This window comes from Rhizobium sp. 57MFTsu3.2 (assembly GCF_012932765.1).
In the GTDB taxonomy this organism is placed as follows: Bacteria; Pseudomonadota; Alphaproteobacteria; order Rhizobiales; family Rhizobiaceae; genus Rhizobium; species Rhizobium altiplani.
This window is the reverse complement of sequence record NZ_JDWI01000022.1, coordinates 1-24,181: the sequence shown is the minus strand read 5'-3', so window position 1 is coordinate 24,181 and position 24,181 is coordinate 1. Positions and strand designations below refer to the sequence as shown.

At 61.1% G+C, this 24,181-nt stretch carries 22 protein-coding genes and 1 pseudogene; 10 read left to right on the top strand and 13 right to left on the bottom strand.

The features are described 5' to 3' along the window. Together AF71_RS21180 and AF71_RS21175 are read left to right on the top strand one after the other, a co-directional pair. Positions 1 to 1,335, top strand: a complete 1,335-nt coding sequence (locus tag AF71_RS21180; protein ID WP_025658843.1) for an ATP-binding protein — start codon at positions 1 to 3, stop codon at positions 1,333 to 1,335. Positions 1,336 to 1,407: 72 nt separating this feature from the next. Then, the gene (locus tag AF71_RS21175) at positions 1,408 to 2,331 is read left to right on the top strand and encodes an ROK family protein (protein WP_169682948.1); all 924 of its coding nucleotides are present in this window, start codon (positions 1,408 to 1,410) and stop codon (positions 2,329 to 2,331) included. A 44-nt stretch (positions 2,332 to 2,375) separates the two neighbouring features. Here AF71_RS21175 and AF71_RS21170 read toward each other — a convergent pair whose 3' ends face one another. The 6 genes from AF71_RS21170 to AF71_RS21145 all read right to left on the bottom strand — a co-directional run bounded on the left by AF71_RS21170 (position 2,376) and on the right by AF71_RS21145 (position 10,528). Further along, complete coding sequence (locus AF71_RS21170; protein WP_169682966.1) at positions 2,376 to 5,525, bottom strand: efflux RND transporter permease subunit; 3,150 nt, start codon at positions 5,523 to 5,525, stop codon at positions 2,376 to 2,378. Between the two features lie 26 nt (positions 5,526 to 5,551). Next, on the bottom strand, positions 5,552 to 6,688 hold the full coding sequence (locus tag AF71_RS21165; protein ID WP_169682946.1) for an efflux RND transporter periplasmic adaptor subunit: 1,137 nt from the start codon (positions 6,686 to 6,688) through the stop codon (positions 5,552 to 5,554). 52 nt (positions 6,689 to 6,740) lie between these two features. Continuing rightward, positions 6,741 to 7,349, bottom strand: coding sequence for a TetR family transcriptional regulator (locus AF71_RS21160; RefSeq protein WP_025658840.1), 609 nt, complete (start codon positions 7,347 to 7,349; stop codon positions 6,741 to 6,743). A 295-nt stretch (positions 7,350 to 7,644) separates the two neighbouring features. Then, positions 7,645 to 8,076: an OsmC family protein gene (locus AF71_RS21155; protein ID WP_169682943.1), complete on the bottom strand. Its 432-nt coding sequence runs from the start codon at positions 8,074 to 8,076 to the stop codon at positions 7,645 to 7,647. 149 nt (positions 8,077 to 8,225) lie between these two features. Continuing rightward, the gene (locus AF71_RS21150) at positions 8,226 to 9,443 is read right to left on the bottom strand and encodes an adenylate/guanylate cyclase domain-containing protein (protein WP_018856469.1); all 1,218 of its coding nucleotides are present in this window, start codon (positions 9,441 to 9,443) and stop codon (positions 8,226 to 8,228) included. 62 nt (positions 9,444 to 9,505) lie between these two features. Continuing rightward, entirely contained in the window at positions 9,506 to 10,528 is a 1,023-nt protein-coding gene (locus AF71_RS21145) for a LacI family DNA-binding transcriptional regulator (protein ID WP_169682941.1), read from the bottom strand. Between the two features lie 94 nt (positions 10,529 to 10,622). Here AF71_RS21145 and AF71_RS21140 point away from each other — a divergent pair, with 94 nt between their 5' ends. The 4 genes from AF71_RS21140 to AF71_RS21125 all read left to right on the top strand — a co-directional run bounded on the left by AF71_RS21140 (position 10,623) and on the right by AF71_RS21125 (position 16,108). After that, positions 10,623 to 11,804 carry a phytanoyl-CoA dioxygenase family protein gene (locus AF71_RS21140; RefSeq protein WP_018856467.1) on the top strand — a complete coding sequence of 394 codons (1,182 nt, stop codon included), beginning with the start codon at positions 10,623 to 10,625 and terminating at the stop codon, positions 11,802 to 11,804. 84 nt (positions 11,805 to 11,888) lie between these two features. Beyond that, positions 11,889 to 12,710 carry an SDR family oxidoreductase gene (locus tag AF71_RS21135; protein ID WP_169682939.1) on the top strand — a complete coding sequence of 274 codons (822 nt, stop codon included), beginning with the start codon at positions 11,889 to 11,891 and terminating at the stop codon, positions 12,708 to 12,710. 99 nt (positions 12,711 to 12,809) lie between these two features. Next, positions 12,810 to 13,721: an SMP-30/gluconolactonase/LRE family protein gene (locus AF71_RS21130; RefSeq protein ID WP_169682937.1), complete on the top strand. Its 912-nt coding sequence runs from the start codon at positions 12,810 to 12,812 to the stop codon at positions 13,719 to 13,721. Between the two features lie 143 nt (positions 13,722 to 13,864). After that, a complete protein-coding gene (locus tag AF71_RS21125) occupies positions 13,865 to 16,108 on the top strand; it encodes a glycoside hydrolase family 2 TIM barrel-domain containing protein (protein ID WP_113472052.1) in 2,244 nt (747 codons plus the stop codon). A gap of 38 nt (positions 16,109 to 16,146) precedes the next feature. On the opposite strand, the gene AF71_RS21120 is transcribed toward AF71_RS21125, so the two are convergent. The 5 genes from AF71_RS21120 to AF71_RS21100 form a co-directional block, all read right to left on the bottom strand. After that, a complete protein-coding gene (locus tag AF71_RS21120; RefSeq protein ID WP_100248211.1) occupies positions 16,147 to 16,482 on the bottom strand; it encodes a hypothetical protein in 336 nt (111 codons plus the stop codon). A 60-nt stretch (positions 16,483 to 16,542) separates the two neighbouring features. Then, on the bottom strand, positions 16,543 to 17,199 hold the full coding sequence (locus AF71_RS21115; protein WP_245267939.1) for a L,D-transpeptidase: 657 nt from the start codon (positions 17,197 to 17,199) through the stop codon (positions 16,543 to 16,545). 38 nt (positions 17,200 to 17,237) lie between these two features. Beyond that, positions 17,238 to 18,200, bottom strand: a complete 963-nt coding sequence (locus AF71_RS21110) for a glycine betaine ABC transporter substrate-binding protein (RefSeq protein ID WP_169682935.1) — start codon at positions 18,198 to 18,200, stop codon at positions 17,238 to 17,240. A 111-nt stretch (positions 18,201 to 18,311) separates the two neighbouring features. Next, positions 18,312 to 18,956: an alpha/beta family hydrolase gene (locus AF71_RS21105; RefSeq protein WP_025658831.1), complete on the bottom strand. Its 645-nt coding sequence runs from the start codon at positions 18,954 to 18,956 to the stop codon at positions 18,312 to 18,314. Between the two features lie 61 nt (positions 18,957 to 19,017). Continuing rightward, positions 19,018 to 19,215 carry a hypothetical protein gene (locus tag AF71_RS21100; protein WP_018856458.1) on the bottom strand — a complete coding sequence of 66 codons (198 nt, stop codon included), beginning with the start codon at positions 19,213 to 19,215 and terminating at the stop codon, positions 19,018 to 19,020. 333 nt (positions 19,216 to 19,548) lie between these two features. Here AF71_RS21100 and AF71_RS21095 point away from each other — a divergent pair, with 333 nt between their 5' ends. Further along, complete coding sequence (locus AF71_RS21095) at positions 19,549 to 20,013, top strand: hypothetical protein (protein WP_026371699.1); 465 nt, start codon at positions 19,549 to 19,551, stop codon at positions 20,011 to 20,013. Positions 20,014 to 20,315: 302 nt separating this feature from the next. Here AF71_RS21095 and AF71_RS32155 read toward each other — a convergent pair whose 3' ends face one another. After that, on the bottom strand, positions 20,316 to 20,444 hold the full coding sequence (locus tag AF71_RS32155) for a hypothetical protein (RefSeq protein ID WP_018856456.1): 129 nt from the start codon (positions 20,442 to 20,444) through the stop codon (positions 20,316 to 20,318). Between the two features lie 83 nt (positions 20,445 to 20,527). Here AF71_RS32155 and AF71_RS21085 point away from each other — a divergent pair, with 83 nt between their 5' ends. Together AF71_RS21085 and AF71_RS21080 are read left to right on the top strand one after the other, a co-directional pair. Continuing rightward, positions 20,528 to 21,199 (top strand): VIT1/CCC1 transporter family protein, encoded by a 672-nt coding sequence (locus tag AF71_RS21085; protein WP_113472053.1) that lies wholly within the window; start codon positions 20,528 to 20,530, stop codon positions 21,197 to 21,199. Between the two features lie 2 nt (positions 21,200 to 21,201). Then, positions 21,202 to 23,151: an adenylate/guanylate cyclase domain-containing protein gene (locus AF71_RS21080; RefSeq protein ID WP_169682933.1), complete on the top strand. Its 1,950-nt coding sequence runs from the start codon at positions 21,202 to 21,204 to the stop codon at positions 23,149 to 23,151. Here the strand turns inward: AF71_RS21080 and AF71_RS21075 are convergent. Next, entirely contained in the window at positions 23,105 to 23,581 is a 477-nt protein-coding gene (locus tag AF71_RS21075) for a hypothetical protein (protein WP_169682931.1), read from the bottom strand. The genes AF71_RS21080 and AF71_RS21075 overlap by 47 nt on opposite strands. A gap of 465 nt (positions 23,582 to 24,046) precedes the next feature. Between AF71_RS21075 and AF71_RS21070 the strand changes: the two are divergent. After that, positions 24,047 to 24,181: pseudogene (locus tag AF71_RS21070) on the top strand (IS481 family transposase); the annotation flags it as partial.

Below are 24,181 nucleotides of genomic sequence, written 5' to 3'. Positions count from 1 at the left end.
ATGAAACGTGAACGCAGCATCACCGGCCCGTTGATCCTTGCCCTGACGACCGTATTGGTTGTCTCCTGGCTTGCAGCGATCGGCCTGAGTTTCCGCGTGATGCAGCATGAATTCGATGAAATTTTCGACGCTGCCCAGCAGGAGACGACCGAGCGCCTGCTGGCGCTTATCCTAGCCGAGCTGAACCAGGGCACAGATCGCGATCCACGCAACATGGCGATGTTCGACGCTGCCGCCAGACGCGAGTATTTGACCTATCAAGTGCGCGACGCCAGCGGCAAGGTCGTGTTGCATTCGAATGACGCTCCAGCCGAGCCGTTCGACGCGCCGCTGAGCACCGGCTTTCACGATACACCAACGGCCCGGATCTACACCGAAATGGCGGCCGACGGCTCGCTGTTCCTGCAGGTGGCCGACCGGTTCAAGAACCGGAACGAAGCCGCGCGCGAAAGCGCCGTGACGCTGCTTATCCCCCTGGCAGCACTGATTCCCGCCAGCATCTTTGCGATCTGGTTCGTCGTCGGGCGGGCGCTGCGGCCGATTGAGGCGCTCCGGCGAGACATCGGGACGAAGGACAGCGGCAACATGGTTGAGGTCGATGGCCAGAACCTGCCGGTCGAGCTTAGGCCGATCGCTCGATCGGTCAACCTCCTCCTCGGGCGCCTGCGAGCGGCCCTCGAAGCGGAGCGCGAATTCACCGCCAACAGTGCGCATGAGCTGAGAACGCCGATTGCCGGTGCGCTGGCACAGACCCAACGGCTTGCGGAAGAATTGCCGCCCGGCCCAACGCAGGATCGCGTACAGCAGGTCGAAGCCTCATTGGTCAATCTCAGCCGGTTGGCGGAAAAGCTTCTGCAACTGTCACGCGCCGAGGCGGGTATCGGCGGGAGCTCGAGCCCGATCGACCTGCGTCCTGTCCTCGACATGGTCGTCACCGACTTCCAGCGCGACAGCCGTACGAACGGCAGGCTCAAGTATTCTGCTGCGCCCGATGCAAAGCTCGTCCGCAACGCCGACATGGATGCCTTCGGCATCGTCACGCGAAACCTGATCGAGAATGCCCTGATCCATGGCGATCCCGACCTGCCGGTCAATGTCAGTCTCGAAAGTGGCGGCATCATCCGTGTCGTCAACGGCGGGCCACCGATCCGCGAGGCCGAGATGGCGGGCCTGAAGAAGCGCTTCCGCCGCGGCAAGACGACAGCATCCGGTTCGGGCCTCGGGCTCGCCATCGCCGACCGTATCGTCTCCCAGATGGGCGGTACATTGGAATTGCGCTCCCCGCCAGCTGGCGAGAAAGCCGGCTTCGAAGCCAAGATGACCCTGCCTGCCTGACCCGGATTTGGCTTGCAAAACCCGCGGAAGGGTGCGAGCAGACGCAGAGGCCATCCAACCAGCAGAACCCGAATGATCATCTCTTTCGACATCGGCGGCTCCGCCATCAAGGGCGGAGTGGCGCACTCCGAAGCCGACATCACGCCGCTCGGCCGGCGTCCCACCCCCAAGGACGATTTTGCCGCATTCGTCGACACGCTGCGTGCCATCATCGCGGAAACCGGCGAGCAACCGACACGCCTGGCCTTCTCGATCGCCGGCGTCGTCGATCCGGATACGCAGCGGCTGACCTGCGCCAATATTCCCTGTATCCACGGCCGCAACCTCGCCGCTGATCTCGAGGCCGAACTTGGCCTGCCCGTCCTGATTGCAAATGACGCGGATTGTTTCGCTATGGCGGAAGCCGATCTCGGCGCCGGGCGCGGCCACCGCATCGTTCTGGGCGCCATTCTCGGAACCGGCGTCGGCGGTGGCGTCGTCGCAGATGGCCGGCTGATCAATGCCGCGGGCGGCTTTGCTGGCGAATGGGGTCATGGCCCGGCGCTGGCATCTCATGCCGGCAATCCGCCGGTTGCCATTCCGGCCTTTCCCTGCGGCTGCGGCCAGACGGGCTGCGTCGATACGGTCGGCGGCGCCCGCGGCCTCGAGCGGCTGCACAAAACGCTGCATGAAATCGACCTGTCCAGCCAGGAGATCATCGATGATTGGCTGAAGGCTGAGACCAAGGCGGCTCGCACCATCGATGTCTTCGTCGACCTCGTCGCCTCGCCACTCGCCCTGACGGTGAATATCACGGGTGCCACCATCGTGCCCGTCGGCGGCGGTCTTTCGAATGTCGAAGAGCTGCTTGCGGAGCTGGACAAGGCTGTCCGCCAGCGCATCCTGCGCAAATTCGATCGCCCGCTCGTGGTCCGCAGCGAATGCCGCGTCGAGCCGGGCCTGATCGGCGCCGCACTGCTCGGCTTGAAAGCGGAAGCCGCGGAAACCACGGTCTGACTAACGAAAATGGCGCGGTTCTCACCGCGCCATCGTCTTTCCCGTCATTCGGCCGCCAGGGCCGGCGGGTGCATTTCCTCCGCCTCTTCAGGTGCGTTGCCGTTTGCGACACCGTCCTTGGCCGCAGCTGCTTTCGGCTCCTTGCCGAAGAAGAGGGCGTAAGCGGCGGGCAGCACCAGGATTGTCAGCACCGTCGCGACAAGGATGCCGCCCATCATCGCATAGGCGAGCGGACCCCAGAAAACGCCGCGCGAGATCGGGATCAGCGCCAGGACAGCCGTCAGCGCCGTCAGCATGATCGGGCGGAACCGCCGCACGGCAGCACCGACGATCGCTTCCTGCCTGTTCATCCCCGCCTTGATGTCCTGGTCGATCTGGTCGACGAGGATAATCGAGTTGCGGATGATGATGCCGAGCAGCGCGATGACGCCGAGGATGGCGACAAAGCCGAACGGAGCGCCCGATATCAGCAGGGCCGCAGCCGCACCGATGATCCCGAGCGGACCGGTCGCCAGCACCAGCATCGCCTTGCCGAAGTGCTGCAGCTGCGCCATCAGCAAGAGGACGATGACGACGAGCATGATCGGTGCTTTGGCCGCGATCGAGGCCTGGCTTTCGGCGGAATCTTCCGCGCCACCCTGGATCTCGATCTTGTAACCGGCCGGCAGGCTGTCTCGTAGCGGCTGCATGTCGGCATACATCTTCATAACTACGTCGTTCGACTGGACGCCATCCGGCAATGTTGCACGAACGCTGATCGTCGGCAGACGGTTGCGCCGCCATTCGATCCCCTGCTCCAGAACGGGCACCACCTTGGCAACCTGGGAGACTGGGACGAAGCCGCCGAAGTCCGTCGGCACGTAGACCGAGTTGACGGCCGACAACAGCGAGCGATTGGTTTCCGGCTCACGGGCGACGATCGACACCGTCTCCTCGCCGTCACGGAAATCATCGAGCGGGGCGCCGGAGACAGCCGTTTGCAGCATCTGGCGAACACGCTGCGACGTAACGCCAAGCGCACGGGCACGGTCCTGATCGATCACCAGCTTCATCGCCGGCACCGGCTCCAGCCAGTCGTCGTGGATCGCACCGAGTTGCGGATTGGCTTCAAACTTCGCCTTCACCTCGTCGGCGATTTTGCGGACTTCCTGACGATCCGGTCCCATGATGCGCATCTGCACCGGCCAGCCCGTCGGCGGGCCAAGGAACAGACGATCGACCTTGCCTCTGATATCAGGGAAGTCTTCCGCAAGGATGGTCCGCAGCTTGACAATCAACCGCTCGCGCGCCGGCTCGTCGTTTGCCATGACGAGAAGCTGCGCGAAGTTCGGATTGCGGAGCTGCTGGTCGAGCGGCAGGAAGAAGCGCGGGGCGCCCTCGCCGATGTAGGTGGCGACGAACTTCTTGTCCTTGTCATCCATGATCTTGGCTTCGAGCGCTTTTGCCTGCGTCTCGACTTCCTTGATGCTGGTGCCCTCTGGCAGCCAGAGATCAACAAGGATTTCCGGGCGCGAAGATTGCGGGAAGAAGTTCTGCGGGATGAACTGGAACGCCCAAAGGCTGGTCGCAAAGGTCACCAGCGTCATGGCAATGACGATAATGCGATGGCGCACCGCCCAGCTGACCGTCGCTCTCAGGCGATGATAAAACCGCGTGTCGAAGGCATCGTGATGCTCGCCCGCATGGTGGCGCTGCTTCAGGATCATGTAGCCGAGCCATGGCGTGAAATAGACCGCCACGAACCATGAGACAACCAGCGCAATGCCGACCACGTAGAACAGCGTACGCACATATTCGCCGGCGGTCGACGCCGCAAAGCCGACCGGGATGAAGCCCGCGGTGGTAATCAGCGTGCCGGTCAGCATCGGGAAGGCGGTCGAGGAGTAGGCAAAACTGGCCGCTTCGATCTTTACAAGGCCTTCCTCTAGCTTTCGCTCCATCAGCTCGACGACGATCATGGCATCGTCCACGAGTAGGCCGAGCGCGATGATGAGTGCGCCGAGCGAAATGCGCTGCAGATCGATGCCGAACTCGTACATGATGGCGAAGGTCGCTGCCAGCACGAGCGGGATGGCGATGGCGATAACGAGACCCGAGCGCCAGCCGATCGACAGGAAGGAGACGATCAGCACGATGATCAGGGCCTCGCCAAGCGCATGCATGAACTCGCTGATCGCATCGGTGACGACGTCGGGCTGGTTGGAGATCTGGTCGACGGCGACACCGTAGGGCAGTGATCCCGCGAACCGCTCGTAGGTCGATTCGACATCCTTGCCGACATCGGTGACCTTGAAGCCCTTGGCCATGACGACGCCGACCTGGACGCTTTCATGCCCGTTGAAGCGATACTTGCGCTGATAGGGATCCTCGAGGCCCGAATAGACGGTAGCTATATCGCCAAGACGCGTGACCTGATTGCCGGCCTTTAGCCGCAGTTCGCGGATGTCCTCGGCCTTCGTTACGTCGCCTTCGACGGAAATCCGCACCGAACGTATGCCGGTGTCGACGGAGCCGGCCGGATCGACGCTGTTCTGTCCCTTGATCGCGTTCTGCAGGTCGAGCACGGTCAGTCCGCGTTCGGCCAGAGCCTTCGAGGATACGTCGATGTAGATCTTCTCTGGCTGATCGCCGATGATGACAGCCTTCTCAACGCCCGGCGTCGTCAGAAGCATGTCACGCGCCTGGATGGCGAATTTCTTCAGCTCCGGATAGCTGTAACCTTCGCCGCTGATCGAATGCAGCGTGATGTAGGTATCGCCGAACTCATCGTTGAAATAGGGTCCAAGCAGCCCTTCGGGCAACTCGCTGGAAATGTCGCCGACCTTCTTGCGCACCTGGTAGAAGGCGTCAGCGACCTGCTGGCTGTTGGTATCGCCCTTCACCTGCAGGGTGATGATGGCGCTGCCGGCCCGCGTGTAGGATTTCACCCAATCGATATGCGGCGTTTCCTGGAGCTTGCGCTCGATCTTGTTGACGACCTGGTCTTCCATCTCCTGGATGGAGGCGCCCGGCCAGATGGCCTGCACGACCATGACGCGAAAGGTGAAGTCCGGGTCTTCCTTCTGGCCCATGCGCATCAAGCCAAGGACGCCGGTGATCAGGATCAGGCCGAACAGGAAGCGTGCAATGCTCGGATGGCCGATCGCCCAGCGTGACAGGTTGAAGGGGCGCTTTTCGGCGTTGGAGTTGTCCATGGTCATAATCCTCTCCTGACCAGGCCTTAACGGATGACGTCGCCGGTTTCGGCCTGCGCCGACTGCTGTTCGGGCAGCTTGACCTTCAGGTTCTCGGCCATGAACTGCGTGCCGGCCGCGACGACGAGGTCGCCGGTTTTCAGGCCGTCGGCGACGTGGACGCCAGCGCCGGTGAAGTCCGTAACCTTGATTTCGCGGGCATGGACGGTCGATGCATTGCGATCGACGATCCAGACGATCCTCTTGCCATCCTTCTCGGCGAGCGCGCTGAGCGGAATGGCGACGTTGGTCTCGGCATTGCCAACGGCGGCCTCGATCGTCGCCGTCATGCCGAGCAGCACGCGATCGTCGTTCGGAAGGCTGACGCGGACCGAGAAGGTGCGCGACTGCGCATCGGCACTGCCGGAAACCTCACGCACCTTGCCATCGAGCACGAGCTTGTTGTCCGACCAGAAGCTGGCCTTGACGGTCTTGCCGGGTTTGAACTGCGCGATGTCGTTCTCCGGAACGGCGATCTGCACTTCCTTCTCGCCATCAAGCGCGACGGTCGCGACAGGCGTGCCAGCCGCGACGACCGCGCCTGTGTCGGCGCTGATCGAGGTAACGATGCCACTACGGTCGGCCTTCAACTCGGTATAGGCGACCTGGTTCCTAGCCTGGTCGACCGACGACGCCGCGGCATCGCGCGTCGAGACGGCCTGATCATAGCTAAGGGCTGCCTGCTCCATCTGCGATTTCGCCGTGACACTCTTGTCGAACAGTTGCTGCGCGCGTTTGTTGGCGAGATCAGCGGTTGCCACGCCCTTTTCGGCGGCGGCGAGGTTCGCCTCGGCGGTCTTGACCGCCAGTTGATAGTCCGTCGGGTCGATTTGGGCGAGCAGATCGCCCGGCTTGACGCGATCGCCGATGTTGACACGGCGGTCGGTGATCTTGCCGGCGACCCGGAAGCCGAGGTTCATCTCGACACGAGCCTTCACTGCACCGGAATAGTCCAGCGCGCGGGTATCGCCGGCCTCGGCAATCTCCACGACCTTTACCGGCCGGATGACCTCTTTCGTCTCGGCTTTCTTCTCGTCGCTGCATCCGGATACGGCAAGTGCGACGGCGCCGAGGAGCGCGAGACTGACTACGGACGGCAACTGAACTCTCTTCAGCGAAATCATCTTTCGCACTCCTGAAATCGGCTATCGGTTGATTTGCGGCCCTTGCCGCGAATTATTTCTTTAGCGCCCTGATCGAGAACTCGACCAGTTCGTCGACGGTGGCGCGGTTGGTCTTGGCAAGACATTGCGCCACCATCTGCGGATGACAGAGGCTGATTGTTGCAGCCCCGAAGCAGCGGGACGCGACATCCGCGTCCTGCTCGGCAAACTCGCCGGCAGCGATCCCCTCACGGATCACATCGGCGAGCAATTCATGAATACTGTCGATATGCCTTTCGATTACGTGCCAGTCGCGCTCGATGGCGACGATGACCATCTCATGCACTTTTTCCTGATCGAGCATGGTGTCGACCGTAATCTGATACTGGCCCTGCACAAAACGTCGCAGCCGGTCGGAAGCGCTGATCGGCAGGTGGCAGACGTCGTACGCCATCTGGTAGCTGTGAACCAGCATACGGCCACAGATCGCCTGGTGGATCTCCACCTTCGAGGCGAAGAAGCGATAGACGTTGGCCGGCGACATGCCGAGATCACGAGCGATGTCTGCCACCGTCGTCTTCGAATACCCGTAATGACGGAAAAGCCGCTCGGCAGCGTCGAGAATGCGGGTCACATTCTCCTGGCGCGTTATTTCGATCGTGTTTTCCGCAGCATCGTTAATCAATTTTGCGCACTCACTTACGACTGACGATTTTTGAATTTCGTCAGTCGTAAGACATCATTCGTAATTTGTCAAGGTTTGGCCGCATCTGAGACTCACGGCCGATCTGGTGTAAATAGGATGGGCATCTGCCAACTCTCGCCGTTCCCGCTTATCTGCGCGCGTGGCGAGCACGGAAAATCGCCCCGACGGCTTGGGCCGCAGGGCGCATAGATTCAGTCGATCGAAGCTTGGAAAGATGGACAGGTGACGAAGTGCCGACACCTCGGTGCGGCACTCGGTCTCACCTCAAGGCTCAGGCGAGCTTGACGTCGAGCGAGATCGGGACAGCCGAAAGGGCCTTGGAGACAGGGCATCCGGCCTTGGCCTTGTTGGCGAGCTCGATGAATGTCCTTTCATCGGCATTCGGAACCGTGCCGGTCAGCGTGAGATGGATCGCCGTGATGGCAAAGCCGCTCTCTACGCTCTCGAGCGTCACCTTTGCCATCGTTTCCATATCGGTCGCCTTGAGACCCGCCTCCTCAAGGATCAGCGACAAGGCCATCGTGAAGCAGCCGGCATGCGCCGCCCCGATCAGTTCCTCCGGATTTGTCCCTGGGATGCCTTCGAAACGGCTCGAAAAACCGTAGGGATAGTGTTTGAGCGCGCCACTCTGCGTGGAGATCTGCCCCTTGCCGTCCTTCAGTCCACCGGACCACTGCGCTGAACCTGTACGATTGATCTGCATGCCGTCCTCCTGTTTGGATGAGAGAAAGCGGGCTGTCGCCGCTTCGCCCGATCTACGAGGCAACCCGCCTCTTCGACCGATATAATCCTCTATCGGCAGAAGGCGACAACGCCGTGAAATTTCTTCTGACGGCGCACGGACAGAAGGCGTCAGATCTCGATTCGCGCCGTGTCGAGCGTATAAAGCTCCTGCGCGCGCTTGACGCCACGGAGCGCGTAACGGCCGATGCAGGCCAGCGCGCCGCGTTCGTTCTCCGGGATCGTCGCCGCAAACTCCGACGACATCAGCACGTTGAGATCGACCGATCGGCACATCGAGGCAATCCGGCTGACTTCGTTGACGGCGGGGCCGATGACGGTAAAGTCCAGTCGCTCGCGGCTGCCGATATTGCCATAGAAGACATCACCGATGTGCAGGCCGATATAGACCTCGGTCGTCGGCCGTTCTTCCAGCGCGCGCTCATCGTTCAACGCCTTCAGCTTCTGCCGCAGCAATCGCTCGGCTTGCAGCGACGCAGCACAGGCATCGGCAGGCTCGTCCGCCTTGAAGATCGCCAGGACACCGTCGCCGATAAGCTTCAACACATCGCCACCGGCCTCATGGATCGCGGAAATGACCACATCGCTATAGGCGTTCAGCATCGGCAGGATTTCTTCCGGCGGCGCGGTGTCGGATATTTTCGTATAGTTCAGAAGATCCGAGAACCAGAGAGCCGCCGAGATCCGCTCCGACTTGCCTCGGGTGATTTTGCCTTCCAATACCTGCCGCGCGGCGTCATCGCCAAGATAAACCTCCGCGATGGTCCTCGCGATACGCGCCAGCGCGATACACTTGATCGCAAGGGCCAACACCGGCACCAGCTTCCGCAGAATGATGAGATCGTGATCAGAAAATCCCTCGGGATGGCGGGTCGCGAAATGAGAGAAGAAGCAATCCATCTCGCCGATCGTGCCGGCCTTGGCAAACCGGTGGACCATCGCGACGAAATCGGTGTGGCCCTGCGCCTGCATCGTGTCGAGCATGGCGAAGTCGGCCGGATCGCCAAAACCGATGCGCCGTCTGACCTCGTTCTCCTCTCCCGCCCACAGATAGTAGAAGGCGGAACGTTGCCAGCTCTCCAATGCCGGTCCTTCGCTGGTGGAGCCATACTCGAATTCGGTCTCGATCTCCTCCTGGCTGTCCCAACGGAATGCCCGGCCTTCGTGTACGGGATGCAGTGTGTCCATCAGAGCCATGCCGCGATCGAGCGGCAAGCCACGTTCGCGGCAGGCGTCGCAGAAGCCGGTCAACAGTTCGGCCTCCGACGCGCCCTTGAGCCCCTGCTCCGTCAGCCAGGCCGCAACTGTCCCTATATCGCTGTATTCCATACCGTTTCCCTCGCTCCTGCGAAAGCACTATCGCGATTTTACCGCTAAGGGAAAGGCAAACCTCAATCCGTAGCAGGCATGTTGTAAGGTGTAACAATCTCCAGCGACGACAATGCCGGAGGCGCAATTCCGCCCCTGACAGAACGGCCCATGACGGCGCGAAAGGCCGAGCGGGCATCCGTGCGCAGATCGTGGTGCAAGACGAAGCCGATCTTGCGGTCGGCAAGCAGCGCGCGATTGTCCGCATCGAGATCATGCGCGACGAACACGCGGATCGGCCGCTTCGCCGCCTCGAAGGCGGCCAGCACTGCCTGGTTTCCGCCGCCGATGGAATAGACCGCGTTGATCGCCGGATCCGCCGCGATTGCACGAGCGGCCAGCGTGCCCGTCGCTGCATCCGTTCCGTGGCCTTCGCTGATTTCGATCATCCCAATCTGGGGATAGCGTTCGCGCAGCACGCGGCGAAAGCCCATCTCGCGCTCCTCCTCACCGCGAAATCGACCGCTGGAGAGCGTGACGAGAACCCGCCCGGGCGCGTCGCCGAAATGCTCGCCAATAAGATAGGCTGCAGTCTCACCGGCCGCTCGATTATCAGCGCCCGCGTAAGCACTGCGGGAGGAATTCGGCAGGTCCGTCACCAAAGTGACTACCGGAATGCCGGCGTCCGTTGCGCGGGAAACCGCAGCAGTGACCTCCGGAACATCCGGTGCTTTCAAGACGATGCCGTTCGTGCCGCGCAGCCGGACCCGGTCGAGCAACTGCACCAGCTCTGCCTGCTTCATCACCTCGGCGAAATGGAAGCGGCACCGGAACACCGTCGGCAGAAAGGTGGCGACCTCCGCCTCAAAGGCATCGCGAACGGCGGTGCTGAAGCGGTCCGGCGTTTCCATCACGACATCGATGGCGAGCTTCCGCCCGCTCACCTCGCCGCCGATCTGCTGCTTTTCCAGCTCTGCGATCGCAGCCTGCACCCGCATCATCGTCTGATGCCTGACACCACTCCTGCCATTGAGAACGCGATCCACCGTCGCTGTGCTCAGCCCGGCCTGGAAGGCGATATCCTTGACGAGAAACCGGTGTGCCACACAATCCGTCTTGATGGTTTTTTGATGGATTCCTGATCTATAACACACCAGTCGGCGGCGTATAGTGCCCTCATCGGAAAGGGAGGAGCACCTGATGAAAACCGACAACCTTCAGAAATTGCGCGCCGATCGCGTCTGGCTGACCGAGGATGCTTGCGATCTCGGCGACTTCCGCAAGCTTGCCGAAAAGACAACGGCTCTCGCCGACTATCCGACGGCCGACGCCGTCGAAAAGAACATTCTGATTTATGATAGCCCCAAGGTCGCTGCAGCGATCGCCAGCGGCCGCAGAGCGGTTCTCGCCGAGATCTGCGAAGCCTTTGGCGACGGCCCGGGCGTCGTCGTTTTCAAGCGCGCCTACAGGGATCCCGGCGTCATCGACCGCGCCAGCGCAATATTCAGCGAGATCATCGAGGAGCAACACCGAACCGCGAGCGGCGGCGGCGATCACTTTGCTAAGCCGGGTGCCAATGACCGCATCTGGAACTCGCTGGAAAAGCACTGCCTCGCCGATCCCGAGAACTTCGCCGAGTACTACGCAAACCCCATCGTCGCGATCGCAAGCGAAGCCTGGCTGGGCCCAAGCTATCAAATGACCGCCCAGGTCAACCGGGTCAATCCGGGTGGCGCGGCACAGTCCGCGCACCGCGACTACCATCTCGGCTTCCAGTCTTCCAAGGTGATCGAGCAATTCCCGGCGCATGTGCACCGGCTCTCGCCGGTGCTGACCCTGCAGGGCGCGATCGCTCATTGCGACATGCCGCTCGAAAGCGGTCCAACCCTCTTCCTGCCGCACAGCCAGACCTATGAGCCGGGCTACCTCGCGCTCAAGCGCCAGGAGTTCAAGGACTATTTCGAGACGCATCATGTCCAGCTGCCGCTCGAAAAGGGCGACGTGGTGTTCTTCAATCCGGCGCTGTTCCACGCGGCTGGTACGAACCGCTCGACCGACATCAAGCGCGTCGCTAATCTGTTGCAGGTCTCCTCGGCATTCGGGCGGGCAATGGAGACCGTGAACCGCGAGCGCATGAGCGCCAAGCTGTTCCCGGCTTTGAAGGCCCTGAGGGGCAAGCTGTCCGAAATCGAGATCGGCTATGCCGTTGCCGCCTGCGCCGAGGGCTACTCGTTCCCGACCAACCTCGACCGCGACCCACCGCTTGGTGGCCTCGCGCCGAAGACGCAAGCGCAGCTGATGCACGAGGCGCTGCGGGAGGATTGGGATGACGCGCGGTTCCTCTCGGCACTGGCGCAACAGAGCGAGCGGCGACTAAGCTGACGCATCCGCATTGACGAAATCAGCTCCCGGCGCCTTGGTGCCGGGAGCTTTCGGCATATAGGCCATCATTCAAAGGAGGAGTACATGACAACAAACCACAGCCGCCTCGACGGCAAGATCGCCATCGTAACCGGCGGCACTCAGGGACTCGGGGCAACGATCTCCCGCCTCTTCGCCGAGCGCGGCGCCAAGGGCCTTGTCATCTGCGGCCGCAACGAGCAGAAGGGAAAGGCCAAGGCCCATGAGATCGCTGCCGCCACCGGGGCCAAGGTCGTTTATGTGAAGGCCGACCTTGGTCAGGTCGAGGATGCCAGAAACGTCGTTCAAGTCTGCGACGAGACATTCGGTCGCGTGGATGCCCTGGTGAATGCGGCCGCCATCACCGACCGCGGCACAATTTTGAACACCAGTCCGGAGCTCTTCGACGCCATGTTCGCCGTCAATGTCCGTGCCCCGTTCTTCCTGATGCAGGAGACAGTAAAAGTGATGCGGCGCGAAAAAATCGAGGGCACCATCGTCAATATCGGCTCCATGTCGGCCAAGGCAGGGCAGCCCTTCATTGCCGCCTATTGCGCCTCGAAAGGTGCACTGGAAACCCTGACAAAGAACACCGCCTACGCGCTTCTACGCAACCGCATCCGCGTCAACGGCCTCAATATCGGCTGGATGGCCTCCGAGGGCGAGGACCGCATTCAGCGGGAATATCACGACGCACCGGCTGATTGGCTGGAAAAGGCGGCCGCGGCCCAGCCGTTCGGCCGCCTCGTGGATCCCGAGGAAGTGGCGCGTGCCTGCGCCTATCTTTCCTCGCCGGAATCAGGCCTCATGACCGGGTCCGTGATCTGCTTCGACCAGTCGATCTGGGGCGCCTATGACGGCTCGCCGCATCCGGACACAGCCCTCTAAAAAATGCAGAGCCCGGCGCTTTTGCCGGCGCCGGGCTCTGGAACACTTGACCGTTTACGTTTACGAAGATCGTCACATCGCTTTGGGAGGAGCTGACCCGTGTCAGAAGATGCGCTCTATGACATTCGTGACGACCGTTTCCGTGGCTTGATCGCCGGCAGCGCCCGGCTGGAAGAACTTTATAGCGGCTGTCGTTGGGCAGAGGGTCCCGTCTGGTTCTCGGACCTCAATTGCCTGATCTGGAGTGATATTCCCAATGAGCGGATGATGCGCTGGGTGCCCGACGGTAGCGTTTCAGTTTTCCGCTCTCCCTCGAATTACGTCAACGGCAACACCCGGGACCGCCAGGGCCGGTTGGTTTCCTGCGAGCACGGCGGCCGCCGCGTGACTCGCACTGAATTCGACGGCCGCATCACGGTGCTGGCCGACAGCTACAAAGGCAAACGCCTGAACTCTCCGAACGACGTCGTCGTGAAATCGGACGGCTCGATCTGGTTCACCGACCCGACCTACGGCATCATGTCCGACTACGAGGGCCATAAGTCCGAGCCCGAACAGGAAACCCGCAACGTCTACCGCATCGACGCATCGACGGGCGAGATCGAAGCTGTTGCCACGGATTTCATTCAGCCCAACGGCCTAGCCTTCGCGCCGGATGAGAAGCAGCTCTACATCGCCGATTCCGGCTCCCGAAACCATGATGTCCCCCGCCACATCCGCGTTTTCGACATCGTGGACGGCAAAAGGCTCGCGAACAGCCGGTATTTCTGCTCGATAGACAGCGGCGTGCCGGATGGGTTCCGTTTCGATGTCAGCGGCAATCTCTGGACCAGCGCTGCCGATGGCGTTCACTGCTTCGCGCCCGACGGCACGCTCCTCGGCAAGATCAAGGTGCCGCAGACGGTCTCGAATATCGCCTTCGGCGGCGTAAAGAAGAACCGACTGTTCATCACCGCCACCCAATCGCTCTATTCGATTTACACCACGACCAACGGCGCCCAATATCCATAGGATAGCATCGCGCGCCACTAGGACGTCAGCGCTGACTACCAGTCAGCCATCTCCAATCCAGAAAGAACCATCGATGCTTGAGTTTCCACGCGCCCTTCAGCAGCGCCAATCTGTTCGCAACGCCTTTTGCATGGGAGCCTGAGATGCGTTCCGTCGTCTCTTTCAACGAGAGCTGGAGTTTCCACGAGGGTTTCGGCCAGCGCCTGCTCGGGAGCTTCGATGGCTCAGCGACCGTCAGCCTGCCACACACGGCCGTTGAACTGCCGTTCAACTACTTCGACGAGACAAGCTACCAGCGGGCGTTCACCTACCAAAAGATCCTGCGCTGGATGCCGGAATTCGAGGGCCGTGAGGTCTCGCTTGTCTTCGACGCCGCCATGGCCGATGCCGTCGTCTATTTGAACGGTGAAGAGATCATCGCGCACAAGGATGGCTACACACCGTTCGAGGCGCGCCTCAACGGCAGCCTGGTGGTCGGCGACAATCTGATTACCGTGAAAATCGACGGCAGCGAAAACCCTGAAATCCCGCCCTTCGGCGGCCGCATCGACTACCTGACCTATGCCGGCATTTACCGTGACGTCTGGCTGAAGGTCACGGACCCGGTTTCCATCGCCAACCTGAAGATCGAAACCCACAATGTGTTGGCGGAGGAAAAGTCGGCAAGCGTGCGTGTCGATCTTGCCAATCTGCAACAACTCACCTTCCTGGGCTCGGTATCCGCATCCCTGAAGGATGAGGATGGGCGCGTGCTCGCCACGGCTTCCGCGGAAACGACCGGTGAAGATGTTACTCTCTCTTTCAATGAGCTGACCGGTATATCGCTCTGGGATATCGACAATCCGGCGCTTTACGAAGTCACCGTCGAACTGAAGACAAGTCACGGTTCCGACCGCGTCTCGTCGCACTTCGGCTTCCGCACCGCCGAGTTCACGATCGAAGGCTTTCTTCTCAATGGCCGGCCGCTGAAGCTACGCGGTCTCAATCGCCACCAGGCTTTCCCCTATGTCGGCTATGCCGCTGGCAGATCGGCCCAGGAACGCGACGCCGATATCATGAAATCCGTGCTGAAGTGCAATATTGTCCGCACGTCGCACTATCCGCAATCGAAGTGGTTCCTCGATCGGTGCGATCGCATTGGTCTTCTGGTCTTCGAGGAAATCCCAGGCTGGCAGCATATCGGCGACGTCGAATGGCAGCAGGAATCGATCCGCAACGTGCGGCGCATGATTGAGCGCGACTGGAACCATCCCTCGATCATCATCTGGGGCGTTCGCATCAACGAATCACAGGACAGCCACGATTTCTATGTCGAGACCAACCAACTTGCCCGTGAACTGGACCGTACGCGGCAGACCGGCGGCGTCCGCTACATAACCGACAGCGAACTGCTCGAAGACGTCTACACGATGAACGACTTCATCCTCGGCAACGAGGAACTGCCCGGCAACAACCGCCCGCGCACGGCGCTTCGTCCACAGCAGGAATCCACCGGTCTGTCGTACAAGGTGCCCTACATGATCACCGAGTTTGGTGGCCACATGTATCCCACCAAGATCTACGACCAGGAGGCTCGCCAAGCCGAGCATGTCCGCCGACATCTCGAGGTGCTGAACGCAGCCTATGGCGATCCTGATATCGCGGGTGCGATCGGCTGGTGCATGTTCGACTACAACACCCACAAGGACTTCGGCTCCGGCGACCGCATCTGCTACCACGGCGTCATGGACATGTTCCGCGAGCCGAAGTTTGCCGCCTATGTCTACGCGAGCCAATGCGATCCGTCCGAAGAGGTCGTCATGAAGCCCGTCACCTTCTGGGCTCGCGGCGAGCGCAACATCGGCGGCGTTTTGCCGTTGATCATCCTGACCAACTGCGATGAGGTCGAATTGCGATACGGCGCGGTGACGAAGCGGATCGGCCCGGACCGCGAGAACTATCCGCACCTGCCGCATCCGCCTGTCGTTCTCGACCACCGCCATTTCACGCCGGACGAGCTTGGCACGTGGGGGCTTGAATGGATCGATGGCGAATTCACCGGCTACATTGCGGGCGAGCCGGTTGCCAGGTTGACGCTCGCGGCCGACCCGCTGCCGACAACGCTGCAGGTCGTTGCCGACAGCCCGACTTTAAAGGCCCGGGAGCGCGACACGACCCGCGTCATCATCCGCGCGCTCGATCAGCAGGGACAGCGCCTGCCCTTCATGAATGACAATGTCACCATGCACGTCGACGGACCGGCGAAGATTGTCGGGCCGGCATCGATTCCGCTACAGGGCGGCACGGCCGGCTTCTGGTTGGAAGCGACAGGACTGACCGGCGCGATCAGCGTACAGGCGAACTGCAGCCGGCTCCCTGCCGTCAAGATCGAACTGACCGCCGTTTGAGCATAATGGCGGTACGCCCGACCTCGCGGGGCGTGCCGTCAGCCGGACCGCGCCGGCTGCACTGACCGGACTGTGCCGTTGTTGTCGACGATGCAAGAGAACTTCTTGCCGCCGGCATCGAGATCGACGCCGAAGGTGCCGTCGGGCAGTTGACGGGAGGCCGTGGGCAGTACCTTGGCGTTCGCGCCGGCAATTCCGGCCGCCGAATTGGCGCAGAGTAGCTGGAGATCCGCCGGTGCGGTCTGCAACGTGGTGCGGGCCATGCTGTCAGGCGCTGGCGGCGTCGGCGGCGTGCAAGCGCCGAGCAACGCCGCGCTCGCCATTGCCGTTATCGCCCAGCCGATCGAAATTCCCCTCGCGATTCTCTGCCCCAAGATCCTGTCCCCCGACTAGCGTTGTTTTCTCCATTTCCGGCGCTTGTGCCGGACCTATTGTCAGACGCCCTTGTAGAGCGCCGCCCCCTGCATCAGCACGATGACCTTGGCGCCAATCTTGATCCGCGAGGCGAGGTCGACGATGTCGTTATTGTTCATACGGATGCAGCCGGAGGAAACGTCGAGACCGATGGTCCAAGGTTCCGCCGTCCCATGGATGCGATAGATGGTGTCCTGGTCGCCTTCGTAGAGGTAGAGCGCCCGGGCACCCAATGGATTTTCCGGTCCGCCCGGCATCCCGGCTGCCCACTTGGCCGCGTTTGGGTCACGCGCCACCATTTCGGCCGGTGGTGTCCAGGTCGGCCATTCCGCTGTCCGGCCCACACGCACGATCCCGGCCCAACCGAAGCCTTCGCGCCCGACGCCGATACCGTAGCGGATGGCCTGCCCGCCAGGCTGGGTGAGGTAGAGGAAATGCTGGTTGCCGTCGATGATGATCGTTCCTGGCGGCTCCGCGGTCCTGAAGGTCACGGTCTGCATCCGGAATGCTTCAGGCGGTTGGTTGTTGCGCGCGTAATACTGGCGAGCCTTCCTCTTGTCGTAGTCGACCCAAGTGTGCGTCTTGGAGTCATAGATCTGTGTCTGAGCCCAGGCAGCCAGGGGGCCGAGGCAGGCTGCCGCAGCAAGCAGAGCCAAAGTCAGCTTGCGCGGCCGGATGGCCTCTTTCCTCTTCACCGGAAATTTGCAGCGTGCCGTCATTGCTTAGCCCACCCATCCACGCGCTTTGCGTTGTCGGCGACCCATTTTTTCGCGTAGTCGAGCGGCGGTATGCGGTCGACTTCAAGCGCATAGCTCATCGCCGTCGCCTCCTCCGGCGTCAGATCGACTTTTTCCAGAAACGCCGCGATCTCGGGGCGTTTCTTGGCGAAAGCGGCGCCGTATCCGATGCGGAAGTTGGCTGTATCCCAGGCCGTCGATGCGGAGGACTTGGTGACCCAGAGCGGATCACTGGGACCGACGAGCTTCCACTTGCTGGCATCATGCGGCGGCTCGGTAAGGCGGACGATCTTGTGCAGGTCAAAGATGAAGTGCGGCGCGTAGCAGGCAAAGACAAGCGGCTGGTTTGTTGCGATCGCGATATCCAGCCCCGCCATGGCGACTTCTTCTTCCGACTCGACCAGCGTCAGGTTCTTGGCGTAGCCGTAGGTGTTTGCCCGCACCCGCTCGATCCCCGTCGAAGCCCAGGTCGGCGCGCCGAGCCACAGCTCGCCCTTGCCGTCACCATCAGTGTCGAGAATCTTTGTTTTCACCGGATCGCTGAGATCCGCGATCGACTTCAGCCCCTTTTCGGCGGCAGCCGGCGTCGCGCAGATGCCCTGCCATGCCGGCACGCCATGCTTGGCGAGAACCACGGCACCCTTTTCCGTGACAAAGGTTTTGATGACATCTTCGAGGTTCGGCTGCCAGACCTCCGGCTGGATGTCCACCGTGCCTTTCTCCATGCCATTGAACGCAAGTAGCGTCCCGAGCTCCTGCACATCGGCATTGAGCCCGAATTCCTTGGCAATGCTGACCTTGAGAATATTCGCCGTCGCCTGCCCGGAAGGCCAGTTCGGCATCGCGATCACGAGATCGGCGGCGAAGGCGGCACTACTCATCGCAAGCGCTGCGGCGAGAATGGATGAGAAGAGCCCTGAACATGCTACGCACTTCATCATGCTGCCCCCAAACATGCGAGAAAGGATCGCAGAAATGCACGTCACATCTTGCAGGCGAACATGCATAAAGCATTTACATGCGTCAAGTCGAATTGACGTTCGCACCCGGTCCTAGCGAAGGCAGTTTTCGTCTGCCCAAGCCTTGACGCTCGCTGCCATCGTGGCGAGATGATCGGCGACGGAGAAGCCGGATATCTTCTTGCGCGGCGCGAGATCGTGGTCGCCATCCTCGAGCCAACGCAATGATATTGCGGGGGAAAGCGGATAGGTCTCGACCTCCTCGCGCGTACCGAATTCGTCGCGCGTCCCCTGGCAGATAAGCGTCGGCGAACGCAGGTTTCTCAGATGCGCGGTGCGCAGTTGTTGCGGCTTGCCGGGTGGATGAAAAGGATAGCCAAGGCACAACAATCCACAGATCGCGCCTTGGTCATATAGCTCGTCGGCAATTATGCTGGCCACTCGTCCGCCCATGGATTTGCCGCCGATGATGAGCGGCCCGCTGCTCGCGACCTCCTTTACCGCCTCCATGTATTCGGGGATGAGGGTCTCGGCTTTCGGCGGCGGTTTTCTTGCATCCGACGTCCGCCGCGCCGCCATGTAGGCGAACTCGAAGCGCGCGATCCGGAAGCCTTTACCGACAAGCGCTTCGGAAGCCGCCGTCATGGACTTCGAGTCCATCGGTGCGCCGGCACCGTGGGCAAGCAGGATGGTGGCTGGGGGATTGTCCGGGCCGGTGATCAGAAACGTCTCGCTCATCGCGATGTCATAGCGCAATGAGCGAAGCCTCACCATATCGGACGTGCAAGGTGATAGCCGGTCAATGGAATTTCGGCATGTCGGGAAGCGCCGAGAATTCTTCGCTGATCATTTCGCTCATGGCGACCAGGATCTCCTTGCGGGAGAAGCCCGACCGTTCGAGTTGCAGGATCATTTGGTCGAGATCCAGTTCGAGCTGACCGCGACAGCAGGCCACCCGATCGGCAGAAACGAGGAGAACTTCTTCAAGAATTAGCATCGCTTCGCTCCTAATTTCCAGAAGCAACCTGCGACTGCGCTAAATGTTCCAGGGACCGCCAGCAACATTTCCTGAACGGCGACTGCGGGATTTTATTACAGATTACTAATTAATATGCGGTCGACGCCCCTTCGATCACCAAATGTCCATGCCGCACTTGGCGGCTTCCCCCCAGGGGCCGTTTCAACTCTGTCTGCCGAGCACATGCACTGGGAACAAGATCAGCCAGTGGCCCACGGCGTAATATACCGTATACTACCTCATCCCCTGTGTATTTTACTGCCTTGACGCCCGTACTCATCTTATCCTTTGGAAAACTCGGAGGACATGGCGATGACTGCAAACGAGACGACCCCTCAGTCGATGACCAGTGCCGAAGATCTGCGCAAGCGTGCCCTTGAACTTCAGCTTGCGGAGATGGAACGCGACGACAAGATAAAGGCCCGCGAGGCGACGAAACATGCAGAGTTCGTCGAGGATTTTTTCCAGAAGCATATCGGCGAGACAGAGCGGGCGGTCATCAAACGGCTGGTGATGAAAGCCGCCGCGGACGGAAAATACGAAGCGATGGTCTACAGCTTCCCGTCGAGCCTCTGCTCGGATGGCGGTCGACACATCAACAACAACCTGCCCGGCTGGCAGAATACCCTCCAGGGCAAGGCAAGGGAACTTTACGATCTCTTCGAGACGGCGGCCAAGCCCCAGGGCTATGGGCTGAAGGCGGTGATCATCAATTTTCCGGGGGGCATCCCCGGCGACGTCGGCTTCTACCTGACCTGGGAGCCGCCCGTCGAATAATTCGGAGCGGAAAGCGCGCGATACCGGCCGACAGGGTTTGCGAACGTCCTGCGCTTTGCGGGGTAAGCGGGGAGAAGCTTGGCCCTCCGCGCCAACGGAGCACGCGATGCCACGGTGCGCCAAGACGGCATGGAAGCGCACAGCACTCGCCAGGACGTATTCTCAAGGCATCGGAGCCCGTGGCGATGAAGGCGATTGAAGCATATTGCGAACGCATCTCCTGGCCGTATCGCTCATTGCAGTACACCACCACCTCCGCCTCGAGGTTCGAGCAAAGCCGTTCAGATTCAAGGATGCGCCGCTCATCCGTCGAGCTGGCCGAGGAAGCGCTCCAAGGCGTCGACCCCCAGGTCGTAGGACTCGAAAAGAGCGCTCAATGTCTCGCTTGCCACGGAGACAAGACAGCGACGGATCTCGGGGATCCTCATCATTAGTTTTGCGTCCGCGCTGCTTCGTTGAAGTCGTGGATCGTTCCATATGAGGAATTCAGCAGCCGCGAAGGAGCAGGCATTTCATGGCATCCGGCAGGCCACAGATCGCCGATGTAATCGACCCGGGTGATGCCCTCGGCGAAGTCCTCTTCGGACTGATTATGGCGCTGACATTTACCGTCGGCTCACGGGTCATCTTCACCGAAGGGGGCCTTGACGTCCGCGAGCTGATCGTCGCGACCATCGGCTGCAACGTGGCATGGGGCATCATCGACGCCGTGCTGTTCGTCTTGGGCGTGGTATTCTACAAGAGCCGGCGCGGACACGTCTTTCGGCAGGTCAGGGCCGCTCAAAACGAGCGGGACGCCATTGCTGCGCTCCGGAAGGAATTTCCGATCGACGGCGAACCGCTAGTTTCCGCGGCAGCGGATGAAGAGGCACTCTACCAAGCCATGCTCGGCCTCGCGCGGCGAGGAAGCCCTGCCAACACTCGTCTGTCGAGAGATGATTTTCTCGCCGCCGTCATCGTCTTTCTCCTGGTATCGGCGACATCGCTGCCTGCGGTTATCCCCTTCTTCATGATCAGCAGTGCGGACCTTGCGCTGAGAACCAGCAATTTTCTACTGATTGCCCTGCTCTTCCTGACAGGCTGTGCCTGGGCGCATTTTTCGGACGCAAAGCCGCTCAACGCAGGCATAACGATGACGTGCCTAGGCCTCGCGCTGGTCGGCATTGCGATTGCTCTTGGGGGGTAGGGATGGTGGACCGCGCTACGCCACCGCCCGCGACAGGGACCAGGAGTGCATCGGACTGGGCATTTCCCCTGCGATTGCACCTCAGCGTCATCATTGTCGGGCTGCTGGCTTGCACGGCGCTGCCGCTCGTGTGGATGGCATATACCCAAGGCAAGGTGACCGCCCTCTCCGCTGGCGAAGCACAAATGCGTCAACTCGGCTTGCGCACCATCGAGAACTACCGCGACGTGTTCAACGGCGGATACACCGCGATCGAGACGGCCGCCGCCGTCCCGCAAATGCTCACGCCGCCACCCCAGGATCTGCTGGCGAAGCAGGCCCTGCTGCTGCGAGAACTGAAGTCGTCCTTCCACATAGACGGGGTCTATGTCGGCTTTGCTGACGGGACGTACATTCAGGCCACGAACCTTGCGACAAATCCGGCGTGGCGCGACGCCTTGAATGCTCCGGCCGACGCCGCATTCGCCGTTCGTGCGATCACGAAGGTCATCGGTATTCCAGTGACGACCTGGACGTTCTTCGACCAGGACATTCGCCCTCTCGCTCGCCGCGCAGACGGCGACGATGTCTTCGACCCGCGGTCCCGGCCCTGGTACAAGGCCGCGGTCTCAGAGGGCCGGACGACATCGGTCGGCCCCTATATTTCCGCTGCGACCAACTACCTCACACTGACGTTCGCTACGCCCGTAGCCGGGAAGGACCAGGTCGTTATCGGCGCCGATGTGATGCTTGTGACGTTGGGAGAGGTTGTCGATACCGGGACGATCTCGGAAGAGGCGCATGGCTACGTATTCGACAGCACCGGCCGCCTGATCGTTCACTCCGACCCCGCGATCATGACGAAACTGCGCGATCAGATGCGTCGCGGGAGGCTGATGTCTGTTGCAGACGTGGCAGCGACAGACCCAGCCATCCCGGCCGTCGCGAATCTGGCACAGGACCGCAGCCGGCCAGATGGCGATGTCGTCCGCTTTCTGGTGAATGGCCGCGAGTATCTGGCCCAAAGCTTTCGTGCGGAAATAGCCGGCATGCTGAAAAACTACACGGTCGTCATCGCAGCACCGCTTGACGACCTGGTCGGTCCTGTCGAGCGGACCCTGAGGCGCAATCTGGCTGCCGCGGCCGCCTTCCTGTCGGCGGGCGCGATCGCCGCGATCATCATCTCCCGGTTGATCAGCCGCTCGCTCTATGCGTTGGCCGACGAGGCGAGGCAACTGGGCAATCTGGAATTCAAGCAGAGCCGCGTCTCGCGCTCCTGGATATCCGAGGTGAACGCGCTCGGCAAAGCGCTCGGTTCCGCCCGTGATACCATCCGGATGTTCTCGCTCTACGTGCCGCGTGAACTGGTCCGCAGGATTGTCATGACAGGCCAATCAGCGATCGGCTCCGCCTCCAGGCAGGAGATCACTGTCCTCTTCACCGACATCAAAGAGTTTACCACCATCTCCGAATGGCGCTCGCCCGAAGAGGTCGTCGCCCTGCTTTCCACCTATTTCGAAACCCTCAATATGATTGTCGAGCGCCACGGCGGTACCATAGTGCAATATATCGGCGACTCCGTTTTGGCGATGTGGAACGCGCCGGTTCATGACGAGCGGCATATCGAAAACGCCTGCCGTTGTGCCTTGTCGATGAAAGCGGCGATCGACGAGATGAATGCTTCCAATCGCGCCGCCGATCGCCCCGAACTCGTCACCCGCTTCGGCCTGCACACCGGACCGGCCGTCGTCGGCAGCGTCGGCGCCGAAACCCGCCGGCAATACACCGCGATCGGAGACACTGTAAACATCGCCTCGCGACTGGAGGGCCTGAACCGCGACTATGGAACCTCGATCCTCGTCAGCAGCGCGGTCCGCGACGCAGTTGCGGAGAATTTCAGTTTCCTACCTATCGGCACTGTCAGCGTCAGGGGCCGAACGGGGCAGACCGAGCTTTACGAGCTTCGGGGCTAGTATCGCTCGAACAGTCCGTCCATTGCAGGAAGGCTCTTGGCCCCTGCCAGAGAGCGCTGCTATAGTGATCGGTAGGGGGCGAAGCTGCCTGGAGTATTCGCTCTTTCTGCAGGCTGGGTCCCGCGATCACCGTGTCAAACCCGAGGTTTGTGCGGCCCTCACTATCGTTGCCCAGATCAAGGTCGACTTCAAAATACGGCACCAGCATCGTCGCCGTCCCGCGGACTCTCACGGACTGATGGTCACGTGGTACGAACTTCGGAATGATGCGCCATTCGCACTCCTCACGAAAGGACGGATCCTTGAAGGCACAGGCTAGCTGCTGGTAACGAGTGACAATCTGGTTTGCGAACTCTTCGACCCGTTCATCGTCCAAGGGCGTGGTGGCATCGATCGTCGCCAACGAGTGATCGATGAACTCCTCAAGCATACTCCTCCACCCGCACCATAGCCCTCCATTGGCTCAGGAGATCGTCGTCCTCCGCAAAGGACTCCGTGTAGACATATCCCTGCTGGAAGAAATCGATGAGAGAAGCTACCCGAAGCAATATGGCCTGCTGTCTTGACGATGCGGCCTTCGTACGCTTCTGGTTCCGCCTTCAGGTAGCCCAGCCCATATACGAACTTCCTCTGAATCATTCAGATAGTGGATGTTTGTCGCCCACATCACTTTCGAACTGACAATACCGAGAAACCCTTGAAGTGTCGTGTAGTGGAAAAGGCGCGGCCGCAGTGTCGCGCTCGCCCTGCCGGCTGACGTCGGCAGAAGCGAAAGGTGATCGTTAATCATATTTGGCATCAGTCGAGCTCCGTTGAGGCGAAACCACGCTAGGTGTGTAGTCCCTGAGTGTGATGGTGCATCATTGAACCTGAGTCGTCAGGAAGAGGATGCATTATGGGAAGTATTCTTCACGGCAGCGCCCGCACGACGCCGCGTCTTCGAGCCGAACTCCAAGCGTCGCAAGAAAGTACCCGGTCCCTTGCCGCCCGCTACGGCCTGAACTCGAAGACGGTGGCCAAATGGCGCGAG